Raw genomic sequence first — 14,720 nt, forward strand, 5'->3', positions numbered from 1 at the left:
ACCGGGCGCATGAAAGGGCAGAATTCTCCCATGTCCGTTTCCGCCGCCCGCCCGCCCGAGTCCGCCTTGCCCGCCGCACCCGCGCGCAAGACCCTCAGCCCGGCCCAGCAGGCGCTGCGCAAGCTCGGCCTGGTGCGCGACATCGACCTGGCCCTGCACCTGCCCCTGCGCTGGGAGGACCAGACCCGCATCGTGCGCATCGCCGACACCCGCAACGGCGATGTCGCCCAGGTCGAGGGCACGGTGGTGCACAGCGACATCTCGCTGCAGGGCCGGCGCCAGCTGAAGGTGCTGATCGACGACGGCAGCGACCAGCTGGAACTGCGCTTCTTCACCTTCTATCCATCGCACCGCAAGGCCCTGGCCGAGGGCCAGCAGGTGCGGGTGCGCGGCGAGGTGCGGGGCGGCTTCATCGGCCGCACCATGCTGCATCCGTCCTTCAGTTCGGTGGAGGCGCCGCTGCCCGAGGCCCTGAGCCCGATCTACCCGGCCAGCGCGCAACTGCCGCAGGCCTATGTACGCCGCGCGGTGCAGTCGGGCCTGCAGCGGGCCGACCTGTCGGAGACCCTGCCGCGCAACGCCGATCCCTATCCCCACGGCCCCGGCCCGTACCAGCCGCCCTGGCTGCTGGCGGATGCCCTGCGTTTCCTACACCACCCGACCGCCGACGTGGCCCTGGCCACGCTGGAGGACCGCAGCCATCCCGCCTGGCGCCGCCTGAAGGCCGAGGAGCTGCTGGCCCAGCAGCTGTCCCAGCTCGAAGCCCGCCGCGCTCGCGACGGCTTGCGCGCACCCCTGTTGCCGATCGCGACCGAGGCCGGCGCGCTGCCCATGCAGCTGCTCGCCGCGCTGCCCTTCGACCTGACGGCCGCCCAGCGCCGGGTGGTGGAGGAAATCGCCGCCGACATGGCCCGGCCGGCTGAGGGCGGCGAGGCCCATCCCATGCACCGCCTGCTGCAGGGCGACGTCGGTGCCGGCAAGACCGTGGTGGCCGCGCTGGCCGCCTGCATCTGCATCGAGGCCGGCCACCAGTGCGCCTTGATGGCGCCCACCGAGATCCTGGCCTCCCAGCATTTCGAGAAGCTGGTCGGCTGGCTGCAGCCCCTGCTGGCGGCACGCGGCCGGCAGGTCGCCTGGCTCACCGGCGGGCAGAAGAAGAAGCAGCGCAGCGAAGCCCTGGCCCTGATCGCCAGCGGCGAGGCCGCGCTGATCGTGGGCACCCATGCGGTGATCCAGGGCCCGGTGGTGTTCGAGAGCCTGGCCCTGGCGGTGATCGACGAGCAGCACCGTTTCGGCGTGGCCCAGCGACTGGCTTTGCGCGAGAAGGCCGGCGGCCATATCGGCGGCGCGCCGCGCGAGCCGCATCTGCTGATGATGACGGCCACGCCCATCCCGCGCACCCTGGCGATGAGCTACTACGCCGACCTGGACGTCTCCACCATCGACGAACTGCCGCCCGGCCGCACGCCGGTGGTCACCAAACTCGTGGCCGACAGCCGGCGCGACGAGGTCGTGGGCCGCATCGCCTCGCAGCTGGCGCAGGGCCGGCAGGTGTACTGGGTGTGCCCGCTGATCGAGGAGAGCGAGGCGGTCGACCTGGTCAACGCCACCCAGACCCATGCCGACCTGCAGGAGGCGCTGCCCGGCACGACGGTGGGCCTGCTGCATTCGCGCATGCCGGCGGCCGAGAAGAAGGCGGTGATGGCCGAGTTCAGCGCTGGCCGCACCGGCGTGCTGGTCAGCACCACGGTGATCGAGGTGGGTGTCGATGTGCCCAATGCCTCGCTGATGGTGATCGAGCATGCCGAGCGCTTCGGCCTTTCGCAGCTGCATCAGCTGCGCGGCCGGGTGGGGCGCGGCGCGGCGGCATCTGCCTGCGTGCTGCTGTATGCGCCCAACGAGGGCGGCCGGGTCAGCGAAGCGGCGCGCGAGCGGCTGCGGGCCATGGCCGAGACCTCGGACGGCTTCGAGATCGCCCGGCGCGATCTGGAGATCCGCGGCCCCGGCGAGTTCCTCGGCGCCCGCCAGTCGGGCGCCGCGCTGCTGCGTTTCGCCGACCTGGAGCAGGATGCCGACCTGCTGGCCTGGGCGCGCGATCTCGCCCCGAAGATGCTGAAGTTCGATCCGGCGCTGGCGGCGCGCCATGTGGCGCGCTGGCTTGGCACCCGCTCGGAATTCCTCAAGGCGTGAACAGGCGGCGCCTCCCATAATCCCTCGCACTGCACCACCACACGGAAATACAAAGATGACGATGCGCCGCCGCCTGCCCCTGTTCGTCGCCCTGGCCGCCGCCTTCTCGGCCGGCATCTTCAGCGCCCGCTGGATGCCCGCCGCCGAGGCCCAGGCCGATGTCCCGCTGGTGCCCACCATCATCCATGTGGGCCAGCTGAGCGACGACGACCTGTCCGCCGCCCGGCCCGGGGTGGATCTGCGCTCGCGCACCTATGTCAACAAGCCGGGCGCCACGGTGGCGGTGCAGTCGGGCAATGTGTTCAAGCACTATCACCGCGATGCCGACGAGATCCAGTTCATCGTCGAAGGCAGCGGCAGTTTCTGGCTGGGCGACAAGCAGCAGCAGATCGGCCCGGGCGACCTGATCATCATTCCCAAGGGCACGGCCCATGCGGGCTCCATGGCGACCACCGGCCGCTTCAAGGCGATCGCGATCAAGACGCCGCCCCAGGCAGCGGACGACACGCATCGGCTCGACTGAAGGCGGCCGGGTGTCCTTCATGGTCATGGCTGCGTATGATCGCCGCCAATCATGACGCTCACCGAACTCAAATACATCGTCGCCGTCGCACGCGAAAAGCACTTCGGCAAGGCGGCTGAGGCCTGCTACGTGTCGCAACCGACGCTGTCGGTCGCGATCCGCAAGCTGGAGGACGAACTCGAGGTCAAGCTCTTCGAACGCAGCGCCAACGAAGTGGCCGTGACCTCGCTCGGCGAGGAGATCGTGCGCCAGGCGCAAAGCGTGCTGGAGCAGGCCGCCGGCATCAAGGAGATCGCCAAGCGCGGCAAGGATCCGCTGGCCGGCGCGCTCACGCTGGGCATCATCTACACCATCGGCCCCTACCTGCTGCCCGACCTGGTGCGCCAGTCGCTCAGCCGCACGCCGCAGATGCCGCTGATGCTGCAGGAGAACTTCACCGTCAAGCTGCTGGAGATGCTGCGCACCGGCGAGATCGACTGCGCCATCGTGGCCGAGCCCTTCCCCGACACCGGCCTGGCCACCGCCGCGCTCTACGACGAACCCTTCCTGGCGGCGGTGCCCAGCACCCATCCGCTGGCGCAGCGCGAGAGCGTCACCGCCGAGGAGATGAAGGGCGAGACCATGCTGCTGCTGGGCACCGGCCACTGCTTTCGCGACCATGTGCTGGAGGTCTGCCCGGAGTTCGCGCGTTTCTCCAGCAATGCCGAAGGCATCCGAAAGAGCTTCGAGGGCTCCTCGCTGGAGACCATCAAACACATGGTGGCCGCCGGCATGGGCGTGACCCTGGTGCCGCGCCTGTCGGTGCCCAAGAGCGCCTTCTCGCCGCGCGTCAAGGCGCGCCGCGCCGACGACGACGCGCCGCATGTGCGCTACATCCCCTTCTCGGGCGCGCCGCCGACGCGCCGTGTCTCCCTGGCCTGGCGCCGCAGCTTCACCCGCTACGAGGCGATCGCCGCGCTGCGCAACGCGATCTACGCCTGCGAGCTGCCGGGCGTGCAGCGGCTGTCCTGAGCCGGGCGCCAATCGCGGCCATAGGCGCTCGCTGTTGTCTGGTGGGTGGTGCCTGGCCTAAAGTCGGGCACATCTGTTTTCTCTCGCAATCCCCGTAGAAGGACGTTCGACATGGCAAGCAAATCGAAGAGCAGCAAGAAGACCGGCGGCACCACCCTGCCCGAAGGCACGGTGCCGACCAAGGGCGACGTCGCGGTCGCGCCGGCATCCGGCAGCCGCCGCGCGCCGGCCATCAACATCGGCATCGGCGATGCCGACCGGGCTTCCATCGCCGAAGGCCTGTCGCGGGTGCTGGCCGATACCTACACGCTCTACCTGACGACCCACAACTTCCACTGGAACGTCACCGGACCGCACTTCAACTCGCTGCACGCCATGTTCATGGCCCAGTACACCGAGCTGTGGAACTCCACCGACGTGATCGCCGAACGCATCCGCTCGCTGGGCCATTACGCGCCGGGCTCGTATGCCGAGTTCAGCAAGATCGCCACCGTGCCCGACGTGCCCGCCACGCCGCCCAAGGCGATGCAGATGGTGGCGATCCTGGTGCAGGGCCACGAGACCGTCTCGCGCATCGCCCGCAGCTTCATCCCGGTGGCGGCTGCCGCCGGCGACGATCCGACGGCCGACATGCTGACCGCCCGCTGCACCGTGCACGACCAGACCGCCTGGATGCTGCGTTCGCTGCTGGAAGACTGATCCGCGCATTCGTCCCTGGAAACGGAGCGGCACAATGGCCGCTCCGTTTTTTTATGCCCGTCTCCCGATGCCCGCTGGCCGCCTTTCGCTCTACCTCGACCTGATCCGATGGAACCGGCCCGCCGGCTGGCTGCTGCTGCTGTGGCCGACGCTGGTGGCGCTGTGGGTGGCGGCCGATGGCTTTCCGGGCTGGCATCTGCTGCTGGTGTTCGTGGCCGGCACGGTGCTGATGCGCAGCGCCGGCTGCTGCGTCAACGACGTGGCCGACCGCGACTTCGACCGCCATGTCAAACGCACGGCGCAGCGGCCCATCACCAGCGGGCGCATCTCCACCCGGGAGGCGCTGCTGCTGGGCGCGGTGCTGGCGCTGGTCGCCTTCGCGTTGGTGCTGACCACCAACACCACCACCGTGCTGTGGTCCTTCGGCGCGCTGGCGGTGACGGTGTTCTATCCCTATGCCAAGCGCTGGGTGTCCATGCCCCAGGCGGTGCTGGGCCTGGCCTTCAGCTTCGGCATTCCGATGGCCTTCACGGCGGTGCGCGGCGCCGTGCCGGCGATGGTGTGGCTGCTGGTGGTGGCCAACCTCTGCTGGGTGCTGGCCTACGACACCGAATACGCCATGGTGGACCGCGACGACGACCTGAAGATCGGCATGAAGACCTCGGCCATCACGCTCGGCCGCCGGGATGTGCCGGCGGTGATGGCCTTCTACGCCGCGGCCATCGTGCTGCAGATCGCGGCGCTGAAGGACGCGGGACTGGGCTGGCCCTTCTGGCTGGCCATGGCCGCGGCGGCGGCGCAGGCCTTCTGGCATTGGCGCCTGATCCGCGACCGCAGCCGCGATGGCTGCTTCCGCGCTTTCCGGCTCAACCATTGGCTGGGCGCCACGGTGTTCGCCGGCGTGGCCCTGGGCTACCTGCTGCGCTGAATCAGCGGCCGAACTCTTCGCCGAGTTCGCGCGCGCGCTGCTCGGCCGCGCGGATCGCCTTCACGAAGCTGGGCTTGACGCCGTCCTGCTCCATCGAACTCAGCGCCGCGTAGGTGGTGCCGCCCTTGGAGGTGACCCGCTGGCGCAGCACCGAGGCCGGCTCGCTCGATTGCGCCGCCAGCGCCGTGGCGCCGGAGAAGGTGGCCACGGCCAGCTGGTAGGCCTGGGCCTCGTCCATGCCCATGTCCACGCCGGCCTGGGTCATGGCTTCCAGGAAATAGAACACATAGGCCGGGCCGGAGCCCGACAGGGCGGTCACCGCATCGAGCTGCGCCTCGGCCTGCATCCAGGCCAGGCGGCCGGTGGCCGACAGCAGCTGCTCGACCAGCTCGCGCTGCGCCTGGCTGACGGCCTCGCGGGCATAGAGCCCGGTCATGCCCTGGCCGACCAGGGCGGGTGTGTTGGGCATGGCGCGAACCACCCGTTCGGTGCCCAGCCAGGCGGCGATGGTGCCGCTCTGGATGCCGGCGGCCACACTCAGGTGCAGGGCCTTGGCCGTCAGCGGCGCGACCGGCGCGGCGGCCTCGCCGAAGACCTGGGGCTTGACGGCCCAGACCACCACGGCGGCGCGTGCCAGCGCGGGGCCGGGCGTCGGCTGGGCGGTGACGCCGAGTTCGCGCGCCAGGCGCTCGCGGGTTTCTTCGAAAGGTTCGACCACGTCGATGCGGGTCGGGTCCATGCCCTGGCGGATCAGGCCGCCCATGATGGCGCTGGCCATGTTGCCGCCGCCGATGAAGGCGATCGGCAGGTCGGGCGCGATGGTGGAGACGGGAGTGGCGATATCGGTTGGGAGCTGCTTGTCAGTCATCCCGCGATTCTTACCCGGCCGTGGCCTGCCGCACCGCGTGTTCCCACTGTTGCATTCTTTGCTCGGCCGCAGCACGGTCGAGAGACGGCTCGAAACGCCGCTCGGCCTGCCACAGCGTGGACAGTTCCCCGGTGCCGCTGAACACGCCGCAGGACAGGCCCGCCAGATAGGCCGCGCCCAGCGCCGTGGTCTCGACCACGGCCGGCCGCACCACCGGAATGCCCAACAGGTCGGCCTGGAACTGCATCAGCAGGTCGTTGACGCAGGCGCCGCCGTCCACCCGCAGTTCACGCATGGGCGCCACGCCGGCCGCGGCCGCGTCGCGCTGCATGGCCAGCAGCAGGGCGGCGCTCTGGAAGGCGATGCTTTCCAGCGCGGCGCGGGCGATGTGGGCCATGGTGGTGCCGCGGGTCAGGCCGGTCAGCGTGCCGCGCGCCTCGGGTTTCCAGTAGGGCGCGCCCAGGCCGGTGAAGGCGGGCACCAGCACCACGCCGCCGGCATCGGGCACGGTCTCGGCCAGGCCCTGCACCTCGCCGCTGCTGCCGATGGCGCGCAGGCCGTCGCGCAGCCATTGCACCACCGCGCCGCCGACGAAGACGCTGCCTTCCAGCGCGAATTCCGGCTTGTCGCCGATCTGCGCGGCGCTGGTGGTGACCAGGCCGTTCTGCGAGGTCTGGAAGCGGTGGCCGGTGTGCATCAGCATGAAGCAGCCGGTGCCGTAGGTGTTCTTGGCCATGCCTTCGTGGAAGCAGGCCTGGCCGTAGGTGGCGGCCTGCTGGTCGCCCGCGATGCCGCCCACGGGCAGGGCGTGGCCGAGCAGGCCGGCGTCGGTGGTGCCGAAGTCGGCGCTGGAAGGCAGCACCTTCGGCATCATGGCCGCGGGGATGTCGAGGGCCTGCAGCAGCTCCTCGTCCCAGCGGTTGTCGTGCACGTTGAAGAGCATGGTGCGCGAGGCATTGGTGACATCGGTGGCATGCACCCGGCCGCCGGTCAGCTGCCAGAGCAGCCAGCTGTCCACCGTGCCGAAGGCCAGCTCGCCGCGCGCGGCCTGCTCGCGGGCGCCCGGCACCTGGTCGAGGATCCAGCGCAGCTTGGTGCCGGAGAAATAGGCGTCGATGCGCAGGCCGGTCTTCTCGCGCACCCGCGGCTCCCAGCCCTGCTCGCGCAGCCGGGCGCAGTCGGGCTCGGCGCGGCGGTCCTGCCAGACGATGGCGTTGTGGATCGGCTCGCCCGTCCTGCGGTTCCACACCAGCGTGGTCTCGCGCTGGTTGGTGATGCCGATGCTGCGGATCTCGGATGCGGCGATGCCGGCCTTGGCCAGCACCTCGCGCGCGGTATCGATCTGGGTCTGCCAGATCAGCCGCGGATCATGCTCCACCCAGCCGGGCTGCGGATAGATCTGCGGCAGCTCCTGCTGGGCCTGGGCGACGATGCGGCCCTGCCGGTCGAAGACGATGCTGCGCGAGCTGGAGGTGCCCTGGTCGAGCGCGAGGAGGTAGGTCATGGGCGATGCAATCTCAGTCGTCTTCGGCGACGTCCAGGCGGACGCCGGCCTCGGCCAGCAGGGCGGGGAAGGGCTCGGGCGGCGGCTGGTCGGTGAACAGCCGCTGGATCTGCGACAGCGTGGCGGCCTCCACCATCGCCGCGCGGTTGAACTTGCTGGCATCGGCCGCCAGCCAGACCTCGCGGGCGTGCTGGATGATGGTCTGCGCCACCTTCACCTCGCGGTAGTCGAAGTCGCGCAGGGTGCCGTCGGCCTCGATGCCGGAGATGCCGATCAGGGCGATGTCGACCTTGAACTGGCGGATGAAATCGACCGCCGCCTCGCCCACGATGCCCAGGTCGCGCGCACGCACCACGCCGCCGGCCACGATCACCTCGCACTCCGGGTTCTGGCTGAGGATGGTGGCCACGTTGAGGTTGTTGGTGATCACGCGCAGCCCCCGGTGCTGCAGCAGCGCCTTGGCGATGGCCTCGGTGGTGGTGCCGATGTTGAGCATCAGCGAGCAGTCGTGCGGCACCTGGCGGGCCACGGCGCGGGCGATGCGCGCCTTGCCCTCGGCGTTGAGCACCTCGCGCTGGCGGTGGCCCAGGTTCTCGATGGTGGAGTGGGGGATGCGCACGCCGCCGTGGAAGCGGGTGAGGGCGCCGTCGTCGGCCAGGCGCTGCACGTCGCGCCGCACCGTCTGCAGTGTCACGCCGAGCATGTCGGCGAGCTGGTCCACGGACATGGAGCCGCGTTCGCGCACGGCGGCCAGCAGTTGGAGTTGTCGGGGGTTGGTGTTCAAGACGGCGGGTGCGGGCAAGGGCGTAAAGGAACCGTCATTGTGCGCACGGTGGTGCCGGACTTTAAAAGCGAACCGAAGCGAACGGATCCAGGGTAAGTACCAGACTTCATCGCGCCAAAAAGAACAAAAATGAAGAAATATGAGCAATAACGAAAGCCGCTGATGGAGCTGACGCTGGACAAGGTCGGCAAGGTCGTGGGAGCCGAAACCTGGCTGCGGGACATCGACCTCACGCTGCAGCCCGGCGCCGTCACGGTGCTGCTGGGCGTGACCCAGGCCGGCAAGACCAGCCTGATGCGGGTGATGGCGGGGCTGGATGCGCCCTCGTCCGGCCAGGTGCGGGTGGATGGCCGCGACGTGACCGGCGTGCCGGTGCGCGAGCGCAATGTCTCCATGGTCTACCAGCAGTTCATCAACTACCCCTCCTTCAAGGTGTTCGACAACATCGCCTCGCCGCTCAAGCTGCGCGGCGAGAAGAACATCGCCGAGCGGGTGCGTGCGCTGGCCGGCCGGCTGCACATCGAGCCCTTCCTCGACCGCTACCCGGCCGAGCTTTCCGGCGGCCAGCAGCAGCGCGTGGCGCTGGCCCGGGCGCTGGCCAAGGGCGCGCCGCTGATGCTGCTGGACGAACCCCTGGTCAACCTCGACTACAAGCTGCGCGAGGGCCTGCGCGAGGAACTCACCCAGCTCTTCGCGGCGGGCGACTCCACCGTCGTCTACGCCACCACCGAGCCGGCCGAGGCCCTGCTGCTGGGCGGCTATACGGCCGTGATGGACAAGGGCCGGGTGCTGCAGTACGGCCCCACCGCCGAGGTCTTCCACGCCCCGCGTTCGCTGCAGGTGGCGCGTGCCTTCAGCGATCCGCCGATGAACCTGCTGGCGGGCGAGGCCGGTGCCGGCCGCCTGCGCCTGCCGGGCGGGCTCGACCTGCCCCTGCCGCGCGCCATGCCCGGCCTGGTCGGCCCGGTGACGCTCGGCGTGCGGGCCGGCGCCCTGCGCACCGCGCCCAGGCTGGGCGACGTGGCGCTGCCGGGCACGGTGGAGCTGAGCGAGATCTCCGGCTCCGACACCTTCGTGCATGTCTCCACCACCGCCGGCGAGATGGTGGCCCAGTTCACCGGCGTGCATCACTTCGCGCTGGGCGACGCGATCACGCTGCACCTGCATCCCGAACACGTCCACCTCTTCGATGCCGCCGGCCTGCTGCTGTCGGCCCCCGAACGTTCTTCCCTGGCTTGACCACATGGCACGCATAGACCTCGACCTGGCGCACGCCTACCGGCCCGATCCGCAACAGGACAGCGACTACGCCCTGCTGCCGCTGAAGATGAGCTTCCGCGACGGCGGCGCCTACGCGCTGCTCGGCCCCTCGGGCTGCGGCAAGACGACCATGCTCAACATCATCTCGGGCCTGGTCACGCCCTCGCAGGGCACGGTGAAGTTCGACGGGCGCGACGTCACCGGCGCATCGCCGCAGCAGCGCAACATCGCCCAGGTGTTCCAGTTCCCGGTGATCTACGACACGATGACCGTGGCTCAGAACCTGGCCTTCCCCCTGCGCAACCGCAAGGTGCCCGAGGCGCAGATCAAGGAGCGTGTCGGCCGCATCGCCGAGATGCTGGACCTGAGCGGCCAGCTCGACCAACGCGCGGCCAACCTGGCGGCCGATGCCAAGCAGAAGATCTCGCTGGGCCGCGGCCTGGTGCGGCCCGATGTGTCGGCGGTGCTGTTCGACGAGCCGCTGACGGTGATCGATCCCCACCTCAAGTGGCAGCTGCGGCGCAAGCTGAAGCAGATCCACCAGGAACTCAAGCTGACGCTGGTTTATGTGACCCACGACCAGGTCGAGGCCCTGACCTTCGCCGAGGAGGTGGTGGTGATGACCCGCGGCCGCGCGGTGCAGGTGGGCTCGGCCGAGGCCCTGTTCGAGCGGCCGCAGCACACCTTCGTCGGCCACTTCATCGGCTCGCCGGGCATGAACTTCCTGAAGGCCGAGGCGCGCGGCGGCTCGATCCAGCTGGGCACGCAGACGCTGCTGGCGCCGGCCAGCCTGGAGCCCGGCGACGGCCCGCTGACCCTGGGCATCCGGCCCGAATACCTGGGCCTGGTCGCCGCCGGCAGCGCCGGTTCGGTGCGCGCCGCCGTGACCCGTGTGCAGGACATCGGCACCTATGTGCTGGTGGCCGCCGAAGTGGAGGGCCAGCCGGTGAAGCTGCGCCTGCCGCTGGACGAGACCGCGCCCGCCGTGGGCGAGCGGGTGGGGCTGCAGGTGCTCAACGAACACACCTGCTTCTATCGCAACGAGGAGCTGGTCGCGTGACTACCAAACCCGTCAACCAGAAAGCCTGGTTCCTGATACTGCCCGTGCTGGTCTGCGTGGCCTTCTCGGCCATCCTGCCGCTGATGACGGTGGTGAACTACTCGGTGCAGGACATCATCTCGCCCGAGCGCCGCGTCTTCGTCGGCACCGAATGGTTCGCCCAGGTGATGCGCGACAGCGAGCTGCACGAGGCGCTGGTGCGCCAGCTGCTGTTCTCGCTGTCGGTGCTGCTGGTGGAGATACCGCTGGGCATCGGCCTGGCGCTGTCCATGCCGGCGCAGGGCTGGAAGTCGTCCGCCGTGCTGGTGCTGGTGTCGCTGTCGCTGCTGATCCCGTGGAACGTGGTGGGCACCATCTGGCAGATCTTCGGCCGTCCCGACATCGGCCTGCTCGGCCGCGCCATGGCGGCGCTGGGCGTGGACTACAACTACACCGGCGATGCCACCTGGGCCTGGCTCACCGTGCTGCTGATGGATGTCTGGCACTGGACGCCGCTGGTGGCGCTGCTGGCCTTCGCCGGGCTGCGCTCCATCCCCGACGCCTACTACCAGGCCGCGCGCATCGACGGCGCCAGCAAGTTCGCGGTGTTCCGCTACATCCAGCTGCCCAAGATGCGCGGGGTGCTGATGATCGCCGTGCTGCTGCGTTTCATGGACAGCTTCATGATCTACACCGAGCCCTTCGTGCTGACCGGCGGCGGGCCCGGCAACGCGACCACCTTCCTGTCGCAGTACCTCACGCAGAAGGCGGTCGGCCAGTTCGACCTGGGCCCGGCCGCGGCCTTCTCGCTGATCTATTTCTTCATCATCCTGCTGCTGTGCTTCGTCCTCTACAACTGGATGCAGCGTGTCGGCACCGCACAGCCGGAGGGCGCTGGCCATGAATGAACGCCGATTCCGCAAGCGCAGCCTGTTCCTGCTGGCCTACCTGGTCTTCGCGCTGCTGCCGATCTACTGGATGCTCAACATGAGCTTCAAGACCAACACCGAGATCCTGTCGGGCTTCTCGCTGTGGCCGGTGGGCTTCACGCTGGACAACTACCGCACCATCCTGACCGATCCGTCCTGGTACCAGGGCTACATCAACTCGATGATCTACGTGGCCATGAACATGGTCATCTCGCTGGCCGTGGCGCTGCCGGCGGCCTATGCGTTCTCGCGCTACAGCTTCCTGGGCGACAAGCATGTCTTCTTCTGGCTGCTGACCAACCGGATGACGCCGCCGGCCGTCTTCCTGCTGCCCTTCTTCCAGCTCTACACCACGCTGGGCCTGATGGACACGCATATCGCCGTGGCCCTGGCCCACCTGCTGTTCAACGTGCCGCTGGCGGTGTGGATCCTGGAAGGCTTCATGAGCGGCATCCCGCGCGAGATCGACGAGACGGCCTATATCGACGGCTACTCCTTCCCGCGCTTCTTCCTCACCGTGTTCCTGCCGCTGATCAAGGCGGGCGTGGGTGTGGCGGCCTTCTTCTGCTTCATGTTCAGCTGGGTGGAGCTGCTGCTGGCGCGCACGCTGACCAGCGTCAACGCCAAGCCCATCGTGGCCACCATGACCCGCACCGTGTCGGCCTCCGGCATGGACTGGGCCACGCTGGCCGCGGCGGGTGTGCTGACCATCGTGCCGGGCGCCATCGTGATCTGGTTCGTGCGCAGCTATATCGCCAAGGGCTTCGCCATGGGCCGCGTCTGAGCCGCCCGGGAAAAAGGAAACAACCATGTTCGATTGGATGGCCTGGACCACCCCGGTGGCCGTGTTCTTCAGCTGCGTCGTGCTGATGCTGGCCGGCATGACGGTCTGGGAAGTGAAGTCGCCCACGCGGGAGCGGCGCGGCTGGCTGCCGATCGCCACCACACGCGGCGACCGGCTCTTCATCGGCCTGCTCGCCGCTGCTTACGTGAACCTGGCCTGGGTGGGCCTGGGCGAAAAGATGATGGCCTGGTTCAGCCTGCAGGCCGAACCCACGGTATGGATCAGCTTCGTGGCCTCGATGGCGCTGCTGGCGCTGGTCATGCGCAAGGGCTGAGCAAGGGCCAAACAAGATTTCCCGCAGCGCGCGGACCCTCCCGTCCCCCGGGGTCCGCATCGCGCCAGGAACGAGAAGAAGGGGGCGTTCCACCAAGAGGAGACAGACATGAAATTGCGCTACACCGTGCTGGCCCTGGCCGCCGCCATGGCCACCGGCCAGATGGCCGCCGCCGCCGAGGCCGATGCCAAGAAATGGATCGACGCCGAGTTCCAGCCCTCGACCCTGTCGAAGGACCAGCAGATGGCCGAGATGAAGTGGTTCATCGACGCGGCCAAGAAGCTGCAGGCCAAGGGTGTCAACAGCATCTCGGTGGTGTCGGAGACGCTCACCACCCACGAATACGAATCCAAGACCCTGGCCAAGGCCTTCACCGAGATCACCGGCATCAAGGTGACGCACGACCTGATCCAGGAAGGCGACGTGGTCGAGAAGCTGCAGACCTCGATGCAGTCCGGCAAGTCGATCTACGACGGCTGGATCAGCGACTCCGACCTGATCGGCACCCACTACCGCTACGGCAAGATCCTCTCGCTGACCGACTACATGAGCGGCGCCGGCAAGGAATACACCAACCCCGGCCTGGACGTGAACGACTTCATCGGCCGCAGCTTCACCACCGCGCCCGACGGCAAGATGTACCAGCTGCCCGACCAGCAGTTCGCCAACCTCTACTGGTTCCGCGCCGACCTGTTCGCCCGCAAGGACCTGCAGGACAAGTTCAAGGCCAAGTACGGCTACGACCTGGGCGTGCCGCAGAACTGGAGCGCCTACGAGGACATCGCCGACTTCTTCACCAACGACGTCAAGCAGATCGACGGCAAGCCGATCTACGGCCACATGGACTACGGCAAGAAGGACCCGTCGCTGGGCTGGCGCTTCACCGATGCCTGGCTGTCCATGGCCGGCGCCGCCGACAAGGGCATCCCCAACGGCCTGCCGGTCGATGAATGGGGCATCCGCGTGGCCGACGACAAGTGCACGCCGGTGGGCGCCAGCGTGTCGCGCGGCGGCGCCACCAACTCGCCCGCGGCCGTCTATGCGCTGACCAAGTACATCGACTGGATGAAGAAGTACGCGCCCAAGGAAGCCATGGGCATGACCTTCGGCGAATCCGGCCCGGTGCCGGCGCAGGGCCATATCGCCCAGCAGATCTTCTGGTACACCGCGTTCACCGCCGACATGAACAAGCCCGGCCTGCCGGTGGTCAATGCCGACGGCACGCCCAAGTGGCGCATGGCGCCCGGCCCCAACGGCCCCTACTGGAAGGCCGGCATGCAGAACGGCTACCAGGACGTGGGCTCCTGGACCTTCTTCAAGGACCACGACGCCAACCGTGTCGCCGCCGCCTGGCTCTACGCCCAGTTCGTGACCGCCAAGACCACTTCGCTGAAGAAGACCATCGTCGGCCTGACGCCGATCCGCGAGTCCGACATCCGCTCCCAGGCCATGACCGACGCCGCGCCCAAGCTCGGCGGCCTGGTCGAGTTCTACCGCAGCCCGGCGCGCGTGGCCTGGACCCCCACCGGCAACAACGTGCCCGACTATCCCAAGCTGGCCCAGCTCTGGTGGAAGAACGTGGCCACGGCCGTCACCGCCGAGAAGACCCCGCAGGCCGCCATGGACAACCTGGCCAAGGAAATGGACGACGTCATGGCGCGCCTGCAACGCGCCGGCATGGCGCGCTGCGCACCCAAGCTCAATCCGGTGAGCGATCCGGCCAAGTGGCTGGGCACCACCGGCGGCGCGCCCTGGGCCAAGCTGGCCAACGAAAAGCCCAAGGGCGAGACGGTGGCCTACGACAAGCTGCTGCAGGCCTGGAAGGACGGCAAGGTCCGCTGAACGAAAATGGCCCGAGCCCGCTGCA

At 68.8% G+C, this 14,720-nt stretch carries 14 protein-coding genes; 11 read left to right on the plus strand and 3 right to left on the minus strand.

Features of this window, described 5'->3' with window-relative positions:
• The first annotated feature begins 30 nt into the window (after nucleotides 1–30).
• The 5 genes from recG (at nucleotide 31) to ubiA (ending at nucleotide 5,351) form a co-directional block, all read left to right on the plus strand.
• A complete protein-coding gene (gene recG, locus GT347_RS15145; protein ID WP_160552977.1) occupies nucleotides 31–2,190 on the plus strand; it encodes an ATP-dependent DNA helicase RecG in 2,160 nt (719 codons plus the stop codon).
• A 55-nt stretch (nucleotides 2,191–2,245) separates the two neighbouring features.
• Nucleotides 2,246–2,713, plus strand: a complete 468-nt coding sequence (locus GT347_RS15150; protein WP_229722327.1) for a cupin domain-containing protein — start codon at nucleotides 2,246–2,248, stop codon at nucleotides 2,711–2,713.
• Between the two features lie 51 nt (nucleotides 2,714–2,764).
• Nucleotides 2,765–3,724 (plus strand): LysR substrate-binding domain-containing protein, encoded by a 960-nt coding sequence (locus tag GT347_RS15155; protein WP_160552978.1) that lies wholly within the window; start codon nucleotides 2,765–2,767, stop codon nucleotides 3,722–3,724.
• Between the two features lie 111 nt (nucleotides 3,725–3,835).
• Entirely contained in the window at nucleotides 3,836–4,423 is a 588-nt protein-coding gene (locus GT347_RS15160) for a Dps family protein (RefSeq protein ID WP_160552979.1), read from the plus strand.
• Between the two features lie 67 nt (nucleotides 4,424–4,490).
• Entirely contained in the window at nucleotides 4,491–5,351 is an 861-nt protein-coding gene (ubiA, locus tag GT347_RS15165) for a 4-hydroxybenzoate octaprenyltransferase (RefSeq protein ID WP_160552980.1), read from the plus strand.
• 1 nt (nucleotide 5,352) lies between these two features.
• Here ubiA and proC read toward each other — a convergent pair whose 3' ends face one another.
• Genes proC through GT347_RS15180 form a run of 3 tightly spaced genes read right to left on the minus strand, consistent with a single transcriptional unit; the run spans nucleotide 5,353 to nucleotide 8,507 of the window.
• Nucleotides 5,353–6,219 carry a pyrroline-5-carboxylate reductase gene (proC, locus tag GT347_RS15170; RefSeq protein ID WP_160552981.1) on the minus strand — a complete coding sequence of 289 codons (867 nt, stop codon included), beginning with the start codon at nucleotides 6,217–6,219 and terminating at the stop codon, nucleotides 5,353–5,355.
• Nucleotides 6,220–6,229: 10 nt separating this feature from the next.
• Nucleotides 6,230–7,723 (minus strand): glycerol kinase GlpK, encoded by a 1,494-nt coding sequence (gene glpK, locus GT347_RS15175; RefSeq protein ID WP_160552982.1) that lies wholly within the window; start codon nucleotides 7,721–7,723, stop codon nucleotides 6,230–6,232.
• A 13-nt stretch (nucleotides 7,724–7,736) separates the two neighbouring features.
• Nucleotides 7,737–8,507, minus strand: a complete 771-nt coding sequence (locus GT347_RS15180; RefSeq protein ID WP_160552983.1) for a DeoR/GlpR family DNA-binding transcription regulator — start codon at nucleotides 8,505–8,507, stop codon at nucleotides 7,737–7,739.
• Between the two features lie 162 nt (nucleotides 8,508–8,669).
• Here GT347_RS15180 and GT347_RS15185 point away from each other — a divergent pair, with 162 nt between their 5' ends.
• The 6 genes from GT347_RS15185 to GT347_RS15210 all read left to right on the plus strand — a co-directional run bounded on the left by GT347_RS15185 (nucleotide 8,670) and on the right by GT347_RS15210 (nucleotide 14,695).
• Entirely contained in the window at nucleotides 8,670–9,746 is a 1,077-nt protein-coding gene (locus tag GT347_RS15185) for an ABC transporter ATP-binding protein (protein ID WP_160552984.1), read from the plus strand.
• A 4-nt stretch (nucleotides 9,747–9,750) separates the two neighbouring features.
• Nucleotides 9,751–10,827, plus strand: a complete 1,077-nt coding sequence (locus GT347_RS15190) for an ABC transporter ATP-binding protein (RefSeq protein ID WP_160552985.1) — start codon at nucleotides 9,751–9,753, stop codon at nucleotides 10,825–10,827.
• The gene (locus GT347_RS15195) at nucleotides 10,824–11,714 is read left to right on the plus strand and encodes a carbohydrate ABC transporter permease (protein WP_160552986.1); all 891 of its coding nucleotides are present in this window, start codon (nucleotides 10,824–10,826) and stop codon (nucleotides 11,712–11,714) included. The genes GT347_RS15190 and GT347_RS15195 overlap by 4 nt, the downstream gene beginning before the upstream one ends.
• The gene (locus GT347_RS15200; protein ID WP_160552987.1) at nucleotides 11,707–12,519 is read left to right on the plus strand and encodes a carbohydrate ABC transporter permease; all 813 of its coding nucleotides are present in this window, start codon (nucleotides 11,707–11,709) and stop codon (nucleotides 12,517–12,519) included. The genes GT347_RS15195 and GT347_RS15200 overlap by 8 nt, the downstream gene beginning before the upstream one ends.
• Before the next feature lie 25 nt (nucleotides 12,520–12,544).
• Nucleotides 12,545–12,853: a DUF2160 domain-containing protein gene (locus GT347_RS15205; protein ID WP_160552988.1), complete on the plus strand. Its 309-nt coding sequence runs from the start codon at nucleotides 12,545–12,547 to the stop codon at nucleotides 12,851–12,853.
• 108 nt (nucleotides 12,854–12,961) lie between these two features.
• Nucleotides 12,962–14,695 carry an ABC transporter substrate-binding protein gene (locus tag GT347_RS15210; RefSeq protein WP_160552989.1) on the plus strand — a complete coding sequence of 578 codons (1,734 nt, stop codon included), beginning with the start codon at nucleotides 12,962–12,964 and terminating at the stop codon, nucleotides 14,693–14,695.
• Nucleotides 14,696–14,720: the final 25 nt, after the last annotated feature.

It is taken from the genome of Xylophilus rhododendri, from assembly GCF_009906855.1.
In the GTDB taxonomy this organism is placed as follows: Bacteria; Pseudomonadota; Gammaproteobacteria; order Burkholderiales; family Burkholderiaceae_C; genus Xylophilus; species Xylophilus rhododendri.